13 protein-coding genes and 1 pseudogene are annotated in these 9,889 nt (G+C 34.8%); 6 read left to right on the forward strand and 8 right to left on the reverse strand.

The window, feature by feature from the left end; genetic code table 11:
- From BN3769_RS11245 to BN3769_RS11275, 7 genes are read right to left on the reverse strand one after another with little or no spacing between them, the layout of a single operon-like run.
- Entirely contained in the window at nt 1-465 is a 465-nt protein-coding gene (locus BN3769_RS11245; RefSeq protein WP_068470635.1) for a hypothetical protein, read from the reverse strand.
- Nucleotides 455-1,054 (reverse strand): thioredoxin domain-containing protein, encoded by a 600-nt coding sequence (locus tag BN3769_RS11250; RefSeq protein ID WP_068470638.1) that lies wholly within the window; start codon nt 1,052-1,054, stop codon nt 455-457. The genes BN3769_RS11245 and BN3769_RS11250 overlap by 11 nt, the downstream gene beginning before the upstream one ends.
- 5 nt (nt 1,055-1,059) lie before the next feature.
- The gene (locus BN3769_RS11255; RefSeq protein ID WP_068470640.1) at nt 1,060-2,361 is read right to left on the reverse strand and encodes a TraB/VirB10 family protein; all 1,302 of its coding nucleotides are present in this window, start codon (nt 2,359-2,361) and stop codon (nt 1,060-1,062) included.
- Nucleotides 2,358-3,074, reverse strand: coding sequence for a TraK domain-containing protein (locus BN3769_RS11260; RefSeq protein WP_068470642.1), 717 nt, complete (start codon nt 3,072-3,074; stop codon nt 2,358-2,360). The genes BN3769_RS11255 and BN3769_RS11260 overlap by 4 nt, the downstream gene beginning before the upstream one ends.
- Nucleotides 3,067-3,642, reverse strand: coding sequence for a type IV conjugative transfer system protein TraE (traE, locus tag BN3769_RS11265; protein ID WP_068470643.1), 576 nt, complete (start codon nt 3,640-3,642; stop codon nt 3,067-3,069). Before traE ends, BN3769_RS11260 begins: the two co-directional genes overlap by 8 nt.
- On the reverse strand, nt 3,639-3,938 hold the full coding sequence (gene traL, locus BN3769_RS15300; RefSeq protein WP_068470645.1) for a type IV conjugative transfer system protein TraL: 300 nt from the start codon (nt 3,936-3,938) through the stop codon (nt 3,639-3,641). Before traL ends, traE begins: the two co-directional genes overlap by 4 nt.
- 58 nt (nt 3,939-3,996) lie before the next feature.
- Nucleotides 3,997-4,320 carry a hypothetical protein gene (locus BN3769_RS11275; protein ID WP_068470647.1) on the reverse strand — a complete coding sequence of 108 codons (324 nt, stop codon included), beginning with the start codon at nt 4,318-4,320 and terminating at the stop codon, nt 3,997-3,999.
- A 263-nt stretch (nt 4,321-4,583) separates the two neighbouring features.
- Between BN3769_RS11275 and BN3769_RS11280 the strand changes: the two genes are divergently transcribed.
- Complete coding sequence (locus BN3769_RS11280) at nt 4,584-5,027, forward strand: hypothetical protein (protein ID WP_068470649.1); 444 nt, start codon at nt 4,584-4,586, stop codon at nt 5,025-5,027.
- A gap of 42 nt (nt 5,028-5,069) precedes the next feature.
- On the opposite strand, the gene BN3769_RS11285 is transcribed toward BN3769_RS11280, so the two are convergent.
- The gene (locus BN3769_RS11285; protein WP_068470651.1) at nt 5,070-6,404 is read right to left on the reverse strand and encodes a hypothetical protein; all 1,335 of its coding nucleotides are present in this window, start codon (nt 6,402-6,404) and stop codon (nt 5,070-5,072) included.
- Nucleotides 6,405-6,588: 184 nt separating this feature from the next.
- On the opposite strand from BN3769_RS11285, the pseudogene BN3769_RS15305 reads away from it, so the two are divergent.
- The 5 genes and pseudogenes from BN3769_RS15305 to BN3769_RS15075 form a co-directional block, all read left to right on the forward strand.
- Nucleotides 6,589-6,621, forward strand: a pseudogene (locus BN3769_RS15305) (hypothetical protein).
- Nucleotides 6,622-6,957: 336 nt separating this feature from the next.
- Nucleotides 6,958-7,197 (forward strand): helix-turn-helix domain-containing protein, encoded by a 240-nt coding sequence (locus BN3769_RS11290; protein ID WP_068470653.1) that lies wholly within the window; start codon nt 6,958-6,960, stop codon nt 7,195-7,197.
- A gap of 314 nt (nt 7,198-7,511) precedes the next feature.
- Nucleotides 7,512-9,077: a hypothetical protein gene (locus BN3769_RS11295; RefSeq protein WP_068470655.1), complete on the forward strand. Its 1,566-nt coding sequence runs from the start codon at nt 7,512-7,514 to the stop codon at nt 9,075-9,077.
- Between the two features lie 155 nt (nt 9,078-9,232).
- Nucleotides 9,233-9,649 (forward strand): hypothetical protein, encoded by a 417-nt coding sequence (locus BN3769_RS11300; RefSeq protein WP_068470657.1) that lies wholly within the window; start codon nt 9,233-9,235, stop codon nt 9,647-9,649.
- Nucleotides 9,650-9,680: 31 nt separating this feature from the next.
- A partial coding sequence (locus BN3769_RS15075) for a hypothetical protein (RefSeq protein ID WP_228840683.1) occupies nt 9,681-9,889 on the forward strand: 209 nt, incomplete at its 3' end.

Consider the following 9,889-nt stretch of genomic DNA (forward strand, 5'->3'; position numbering starts at 1 on the left):
TTACTCTTCCTCATATATAGGTGGATAAGAAAATCCACAATCTTCGATATGATCAGCAGGAAAGGATTGATTGAGGGAAGGATACTCATTACAAGATGGGTTGACCTTTTCTCGGTTATTTTTCAATTGAGATGTGGAATAAATATAATGCCCATCAACTTGATGTCCCAAATGAGTAAGCTGAGGAGCTATCCAAATTCGCCTTTGCTGGCTACTATTTTTAATGGATGGCTTTTGTGGACAAGTTTCGTTATCACAAACCACTTCAATATTGGTGTCCTTTCCAAGAAAAATATCGGGACCTTTATCTGTTTCAATAATCATCGCTTCTATATCAGAGCTAGATGTACAAGGGACTCCTATATCAGGAGGACAATCGAAATCATTTTCATAAATAGCGCATGAGCTCAGTAAAGAGAGGGATAAGAGGAAGAGACGCGAGTTTAAGAAATTTCTAGCTTTCATCTTTAACTTCTCCTAACTCTTTTAATTTTAGTTCAATAAATTCGACCTCTGGAATATCTTTTGAGTAAAGCTTTCCATTAATTTCAACAGTGGGAATTGCCAAGATCTTTTCTTGTTGCGTAACGAAGGAATAGGCGTCTTTAAAGGCGGGTATAGAAGATAGATAGGTTTTATCTTGCAGATTAGGAATGGGCTTGTTAAATACCTCCATTGCCTTTTCCATCATAATCGCTGACAAGGTTGGATCTTCTAAAGCAGTTTCTTCTAAAATGGCTTCTAAAAAAATGCGCTTCTCCTTAGGGGTCAGCTTTTGCAAGCAAACCATTCCTTGGAAAGTTAAAACATCCATCGGTACGGGATGAAAAATCCAGTGGACTTTCTTTGTATCTAAAAATTTGGCCTTAATTTCACTAAATTCGCGTTGAAAAAGGCTGATGCAATTCGGACATAAAAAAGAGAAATAGTGGACGACCTGTACGCGAGCATTCGGATCACCATAAGAAATTAAGTATTCTTCGTTTAACCTTTCGATCGCATGGGCTTTAAAAAGACTAAGGGAGGCTATTAAAGTTAGAATGATCTTCTTCATCTCATTCACTCCCTTTGACGACTTCGCTTACGACATTCTTTGATTTGCTCCTTCACATGCAAATCCCCCAAAGAAGTTCCATAAGTAAAAGTGATATCGACAATGCGTCCGGCATTGACTTGTAAAACAGGCTGCACTTGTTCAGCCCTGCGAATGTAATAATCAGCTAACATATCGAAAGCATTGCCAGCTCCTGTTGCACAGCCTTGTTTCAATATATCCGTCCCAACAGCATAATTATTCCAACAATCGACAGGGCGTTTGCTGACAGCTGATTGAAGTATTTGACCTGTACCACTTAAAAAACCTGAAAAGGCAGCATTTTTGATAATCTTGGTTGACTTATCAATAACTGTTCCTCTTAAACCAAATCGCCCATCCTCTCCACTGACATAGCCAGCCACCTCCATTTCAATACCTTCTCCTTTAGGATTAAAGAGTGACATTCTTTCTAATCGGATATAAACACGTTCATTAGAAAGATTTCCAAAGGCGCTTCCAATAATGAGGCCGCCTTTGAGCTTAGCGGTCAGATGCTTGGGTAAATGTCCGTCATCGAGAATGCGAAGTTTCACTGGAGTAGGATCGCTATTGGAAAATACGCCGCAGACTGCATCCACACTAGAAACTAAAAGAGCCTTGACCGTTGTTCCTGCAAAAATTCTTCCTTCAATAGGCTCTACTTTTTGTTTGCGCGGATCGGATTTTTCTATTTCCATGACAGCTTCACTCAAAGGAGGTCTTGTTATGTCCATAGGTGAAGGATTTTGATTGGCTGAATTTCCGATTTGATAAAAGGGATCCTGTGTAAAAGAAAAGGAGTCCGAAGCAATGAAAGAATGATCCCCCCTTCCTTTTTCTTGAGGGGAAGATGTTTGTTCTTGCTGAGTATTAAAAGCAACTGACTGCAGATTGTTTGTCTGCTCGGTTTTCTCAGAAATATTTTTTATATCTTGTTTCAGCCGATGGATTTCTCTTTTTAAATCGCTTTTTTCAATCTCGATTTCCTGCTCTTTCTTTTTTTGGTCAAGGATGAGCTCTTGAAGCAAATTCAACTTTTGTTCTAGAAGCTGGTTTTGCGCTTCATGTTTTTTATTTTGAGCCTCAATTTGATTCATCCAAATCTCCTGATGATTAACCTTATCTCCAGGCAAGGATATAGCTGCTTTAGATGAAGAAGAGGCTGGTGGTTCGTAACCTCCTCCGGCTATTAAATAATAGGTGCCCATAAACATAATTGAAGCTCCGATTACGCCTAAGAGAACGGTCTTTTGCCTCTTTAAAATAGCTTGTGCTTTTTCAATCATGGTAGCCCTACACAAACAATTCCCAAGATCTTCTCTTTTGGTCGAATCTGATTTGTTTCTAAGCAAATCCACTGGCATCCTTCTATTTCGAGATCTTCTTCAGAAATGTTTAGACGCCTTTTAGCGGTATTAGAAATTTCGTAAATATAGATGCAGTCTTTTTTTCCTTCTAATTTGACAATAGGAGTGGCTTGAATTCCTGATTTTATCTGCCAAAAAGTACGACAAAGGCTGCAAGAGGCATACCCCTCTGGAATGCGTCCGAGAAATATGGTATCAACTAGTGACTGAGGAGCGTCATATTCCTTTAATGAATCATTATTACATTCCTTCTCGTTCAATTCCCCACTTTCAGATTCAATAATTGGCTCTTTTAAAATAACGACTTCTGTTGCTTTATCTGCGAATTCGATTTCTATGTCTTGGACAAGGCCAGATTCGGTAATAACGGCTAGAGTTACAGGCTTTATTAATTGTCCAATTGTATAAATAAATGCTTGCCCACTATGCTCTTCTAATCGAATAGATAAATTTTCTTCGGGAAAAATAATTTTTCGAACGCGCCCATTATCGACCATAATACGGTTATGATGTTTAAGGGAAAAAATACATCTAAGGGGCCTCGTAGTATCTAAATCGTGGAACGTAACTGCTGGCACAGTCACGATCCACGCAATAGACATCAAAGCTAAAACTACGAGACGCTTAATCATTAGATCCCCCATCAGAAGATCGATCAAAGAATGCGACTCTTTTTAGTAATAGCTTTGAGCCAGAAAAATTGAATTGAAGAATATATGCTTCTTTATCTGTTGAAATCTGCTTGCCAGCAATATAGACCTGGCGTTCTCCGTTTAGGATAACTTCCAAAGTTTTAGGATTAACTTTAGTTTCAATAGGATAAAAGACATAAGAAGTGCTCTGCTTTTTTAACAATTCTTCTTCTTCTAATAACTTTTGCTTAAGAATTCCAATGTAGCTTGCATCCGCGTGACGTAATAGAATGGCTCGTTGCATAGGAGCGGAATAAGCGGATTTTGTCAATAATTGTTGCCCTAAAAAACATCCCATTTGCTCTAAATAAGTTGGAGAAACGCCATTTGAATCCACCCAAAATTCTTTTTCTATAACAGGAGGAACAATCACTATACGATCCGATTTGAAGAATAGAAAAACTGAGGATAAGATTAAGGCAATGGATAGCAACATCGAAATAGCGGCAAAAATATTACGCTGGAAAATAAGAAATTGAATATTTTTCTCTAAAAAAACCTGATTCATAGAAGAAATTCCCTTACATGTGAATCAGGAAAGTTTTTTACGATACCTTGCTTTTTCAAATTATGAGTAGGAAGATACCAATACAGAAGATGTTTGAATGATTGATTAGAATTTTTCTTTTTAAGCTTGGCATAAAAAAATTTAAGAACGATGCCTGATAAGAGAATTAAAACGTTGGCCAAGATAAATCCAATAAAAAGTGGAATGACCATAATTAGAAATTCATCAATACTCCAAAAAACCACTCTCATTGGATTATCAAGCGTCTTAAATATATAATGCCGCTGTGCATTCATCAAGGCATGCCTTTGTTATTTAACATAGTTCCTACCATTCATCTTGTTCTAGCTATTGTTAAGGCAAGAGCATAGTAGAGAGATTAAAAACGGATTTTATAAACGTAGGCATAAAACCGACGGCTAATCCAATCCCCCCATACGTAAATAAGGGCTGAGGAGTACTATGAATCACGGATTGATATATACCGTATACTCCGCCAACCACTCCTAAAAGAGGAGCAAAGTTTCCTAAAAATAGATTTTGAATTTTAGCCGAATTGGATTTCAAAGAATCGGCAAAGTCAAATGAATCGGTCGTCTCGGCTAATAAATCAGCAGGAATAACAGCTGCCATCATCACTCCTAAGCACGCTAAAGCAATTATTTCTCTCTTTTTCATAAGGCCTCCTGCCTCAAATTTTATATAAATTTTAGTTGTACCAAACAAGTTTTATGTTTCGCAACCGAAATTTTATTTCGGAATCGAAATATTATTTCATATTTTTATTTTCTTACTTAGACCCAAGATTTTATGATCTTAATCAATTCTTCAAGATGTCTTTAATTGAATTAAAGATTTCATACGTATTCTAGAAGGCTTTTCTAAAGAAGATTTGTTTAAAATCTTGTAAACTTATATTTTAAGGCAAAACGGAGTCGAATTTGGATAAGAACGATACTGACAAACAAAAAGATCTTTTAGAACAGCTGAAAAGTTATTCCATTCGAATAGGGGAAAATCTATTTAAACGAATTTCCAAACACATAAAGTTACTGAAAACGATAGGAAGTCCCATCTCCTCCAAACAAAGCTGGATGGAACAGGCCATTTCAGAAAAATTAGAAAGAGAGAAAAACTCTCTTTCTAATGAGATGCTAAGTGATACATATCTTCATTTTAAAATTGATCTTGAAACCCATGCTGAGATTGAAAAAAGGGTTGAGGTAATCAAAAAGTTTCGCTCAAGTTTCTCCAAAAAGCAATGGTTCTTAGAGGCAATCTTTGATAAACTTGATAAAGATGAAGAGCAGGCAAAACATCTTCTGCAAGATATGGTGAAGGCATCAATATGTGCTGATTCAGAATCAAATAGTAGTAAGCTTTAAATTTAAAAGCTGAAGCTGTATTTATAGAAATTGATTCAACTTTTAAAATAAAGTTAAGCTTTCCAGCTGATGAAGTAGGGTGTTAAAATTTTCTCTTAATTTTGATGGAGTGCTAATTCGAGTTATCCATTGTTTTTTTCCAAATCCAAAAGTGATGGCATCGCGAATTTTGGAAAAACAATAAAGATTAAGGAGTTTTTCAAACTCTATTAGATGTAAATCTTGAGTTTTTCCCTTTGGAAGCTTATGTGTAGGGGCCTTTTTACTTTTCTCTTCGTGAAACAGCTGGAAAAGTTGAAAAGCTTCCGAAGAATAGTTGCTAGTGATGTCTTGTGATTCAATTTTATCACTATCCTTCTTGGGATAATACTTCTCCTCATTCAATATCAGGCAATCAACCGCTACTTCTCTTTTATAATCTTTCAGGTAACCTAATTGTTTAGCGACAAAGTAAGCATCATCCAGAATTTTTTTAGCTCTATCCTTTTTCCGTTTATAAACTGATTCAGGCATTTTAATGGCAATAGCAATTTCTTCCCATCCCCATCTAATTGTAAAGGGTTTCATTTCATCTTTTTGATGACGACGTTTTAATTCATATTGATACCTGAGAAAAAGGAGAAAGCGAAATGTATAAGAAGATGCCCTTTTATTGCCAACTAGCTCTCTTACCTCTTCACGCCAGTTATAGGGAATAAGCATAAAATAGCTTTCCCTCTGATCAAGAAAAATTGGACTAGGAATGATTTCATAATATTCGAGAGACCCATCTTTTTGATCGCGTATCTCTTTTATAACAAAAAGAGTATCAACGGCAATTACTTCTTCTTTTTTCCATTTTCCTTCCGAGTCTTTCTCTGGCATACCATGCTTATCTAAAGCTAAACGGTCATAATAAAAACAATATTGTGCCACTCCCAAATGTTTAAGGGCTTCAACAGCTCTTTCTTTTTCAGCTATGCTGTTTTTGTTTACTCCTGCCCATGCTAATATTTGAGACTGAGTGGCTTTTAAGCATGGAATTTCATTCACATATTTATAAGTAGAAGGCAAGTCGCCAAACGCATAACGATCTCGAACCAATTGCTTTTTATTTTTTGGTTCAAGATTTCCCTTATAATTCGTTTCAGAAAATCCCCTTAATATTCCTTCCATTACACGCGCTTGGGTTTCATTCAATTCTATTCCAAAACGATCAATTTTGCTTTTTACTTTAATTCCATAAATTTTACTAAAATTTTCAACATTATGCTCGCTGAATAACGTCAGTTGATTTTCGTGACCGAGTAAATTCTTTACAGAATGTAGATTGATTACCGTTGCGTGCTCTGGTACCGTTGTAGGCTGTTGAATGAGTGTATCAGAATCTTTACTCATATTTTTCTCTTGGTTATTTTATCAGTCACATTTTGTCGCAAAATTGAAATCACTTTCATTTTCTAATAACATTGCATATTTGTCATCACCATAAAAATTATGTACTGGCAAGAGACAAAATTTTAATAAAAGCTAAAAATATTTAGCAGTCACGTTTTGTCGCAAAACGTCTTATAATTCTGCTATTTTTCGTTTTCAATTCTTCTATTTCTCTTGATGAAATTCCGATTTAATAGTCACATTTTGTCGCAACAGTCACATTTTGTCGCAATCCAGTCACGTTTTGTCGCGAATTTTCTTTAGGAAAAAATTTTTTTTTGATCACATTTTGTCGCATGTAATCACTTTTTGGTGCAATGAATCACAATTTGTCGCAAGCATTGCTCTCTAATACAATCGTCTTTTTTAGTCACATTTTGTCGCAATCAATTTAAAAGAAATATCAGCAAAGACTAACAAAGAATAGAATCGTTCATCAAAGGCTAAATTGAACCTTGACCTTAAATTTTTTTTCTGTTTTTATTCAAATTTACCTTAACAACTAGGCTTGAACATGTCAGATATATTAAATATTGACGAAGCTGCTCAATTTCTAAGAGTATCCAAAACAACTTTATACCGTTATGTTCAAAGTGGTAAAATTCCAGCCTTTAAAATGGGTAAAAATTGGAAATTCCACCGAGAATTACTCAATGATTGGATGAAAAATCAAATTCAAGATAATTCTATAGAGTTTGGCTTAGATAAAACAAAAGTTGTAAGTGAAGCGCTTGAAGTATCTGCTAGGGATTAGGCAGAATTAAAGTTTATCAATTTAATGAAGAAGAAAATTTATGAAATAAGATGAGACGTAAAAGAAAAGCCTATAAAATGACTAAGCCATAAAAGGCTGGCACCTTTTATGGCTAAAAGCTGTGGTTAACCCCCACTGGTCTTATAGTCTTAATATTATCAAAGTACAAAACATTTAATCAAGAAAATTTGTTTAAGTTTTTTTGTTTTTTGTTTTTTGTAGTTTTATTTACTTAAAACACTTAAAATTAAGGATTTATCTTTAATTGTTTGTACTTTGATTCTTTTCGTCTCCTGTAAATCAGGAGCATTTCAATGATTTATGAAATTAATCAAATTGTTGTGGAAATGAGTAAAATTTCCATAGAAGGAAATATTATTCCTAATGAATGGTATTTGCATCTCAGAAATGAGAAAAATAAAATTCAAACTAACGCGGCATTAATTTTAGCTGACATTGTCTATTGGTATAGACCTGTTCCTCGCTATGATATCAACACCAAACAGGTTGTTGGATATGGAAAGAAATTTAAAGAAGACCTTCTACAACTAGGTTACAGATATTTTCGAGAAAAATTTGGTCTAAGTGATGGACAAATTAGAAGTGCTTTGACTTTTTTAGAGGAAAAAGGTCTTATTTATCGAGAATTTCGAGATATCGTTGTAGGAGGATATCAACTCAATAATGTCCTACACATAGGCATATGTCCTGAGAAAATTGCTTCTATTTCGAATTCAAATTCTTCTGATTGTACCTTATTTAAAATTAATGCTATTCCTTCACAATCAAAGCTAGATGCGAAATCTTCTAAAGAGGATCATCTCCCTATCCCACCTCAGCCACAGATTGTAAAAGAAAAAGATTGGTCGCTCAAATTCACGGCTGAACAAAAACAATTCCTAGCTTACTTACTGAGCATTAAGCCTGAAGTGGGGGAGCCTATTGAAAAAAATCATGCTACCTGGTGGATTAAAAATTACGGAATTGAAAAAATTAAAGTTGCCCTGCAAGTCTATTGCGAGCGCGTTGAAAAAGCTAAAAACGATTCAACAGTGCCAATGCCTCAAAATATCGGAAAATATGTGAGAAAAGCCTTAAATGACAATATACAGCCAATAAAGGAAGAAAAGCAGAATCAAGCTCCTTCATCTCAATCTTCTTTACCCTATTCCGAAATTTCAAACCAGGGGAGTGAAAATTTCGAAGGAGGACCTAAAAAAAATGTGAATACAAATACACAAACTTCATTGACTTCGTTGTCTGTATCTGAGATCAATGATAGGAGTGAATCGATGACCTTTCAAAATGAGATTCAAAAGAGGAAGGCAACAGGAAATATCATAAAACCTTCTTCTTTGAACTCTCAAACAACTAAGAAAGACTTCAAAAAGCCCTATAAAAAACCAGATTGGAAGGAGTCTTTTAACTCAGAAGAACAAAAATTTCTCTCCTATCTTCTTCGTCTTCATCCAGAAAAAGGAGATCCCATAGAAGAAAATCATGCGACTTGGTGGATTAAGCATTTTGGAATTGAAAAAATAAAAATTGCCCTTCAAGTATACTGGCAGCAGGTTGAAAAGGCAAAGAAAGACAGTAATGTGCCTATGCCGCAAAGTATTGGCGCTTATGTAAGAGGGGCTCTAAATAAAGGTACACAACCTTGTAGAGAAAATGATTGTAGAAATAAAGCCTTCGCAGATGAATTTAAGCGGCAATATGGGTGGAGTGAATTGACAATTACTGAAAAGTATTGTCGTGTTGAAGGATCTGGCAAAGAATGGTATTACCATCTCCCGGAAGCTGTTTTTGTTAATAGTGTGAAATCTTTTTTCGAAAATTATTGTGATTATTCGACAAGAGCGTATCGACAAGCTGTCTAAGATGGTTTAAATTGCCCTAGAAGTTATGATTTAACTAGGAAGCTGCCTTGCATTCAAGAAGATATTCAGGAGTGAATTTTAAAATAATATTGATAAAAAATTGATTGATACTTACTCTGCTACTATCTTTCTAAACATACTTGTCGAGGCTATTTATGAGAAACTTGAATCAAAAATTTAAATTTTTTAGTGCTTTTTTTCTCTCTTTCTTTCTTTATTCGGCATCTTGCTTGGCTAATCATGATTTAATTTTCAAAAATGGTCCAGATATAGATACGGAATATTCAGAGATTGCTTTCCTTTTGAATCATGCAACAATAATTGAAGACAAGGCATACATTCGACCTGATAGCATTTATCTTTCGCAAAATCAGATTTATATCAAATGTGAAGAAAACTTAATTCCTATTCAGCATTTATCCTGCGATGATAATGGAGTTTTCGTTTTAATTCAGGATATTCAAGCTGGAAGAGGAAGACAAGAAACTTGGATATGTAGAAATCCAGACTGTCGTTATGAAAATTACATTGGTATAGATTATTGTGGACTATGTGGATGGTCTCGATATTAAAATTAAACACAATAATTCATGGTTATTAAAAATGACAACTTTTATAATTAAAAATTTCCATAATTATAAACAAAAGTTGCATTATTTAATTTTTGTTTGGTTGATGTTATTCGATTTCTATTTACTTGGAAATCAAAGTATTCGAGAAGCTCTTGATGCGATGCCCAAAAGCGAAAAAGAAGATTTGGAAAGACTTTTTCAAGATCTCTTTAATCGAGAAAATTTTGGTTATACGTTATT

Source organism: Candidatus Protochlamydia phocaeensis (assembly GCF_001545115.1).
Classification (GTDB): Bacteria; Chlamydiota; Chlamydiia; order Chlamydiales; family Parachlamydiaceae; genus Protochlamydia_A; species Protochlamydia_A phocaeensis.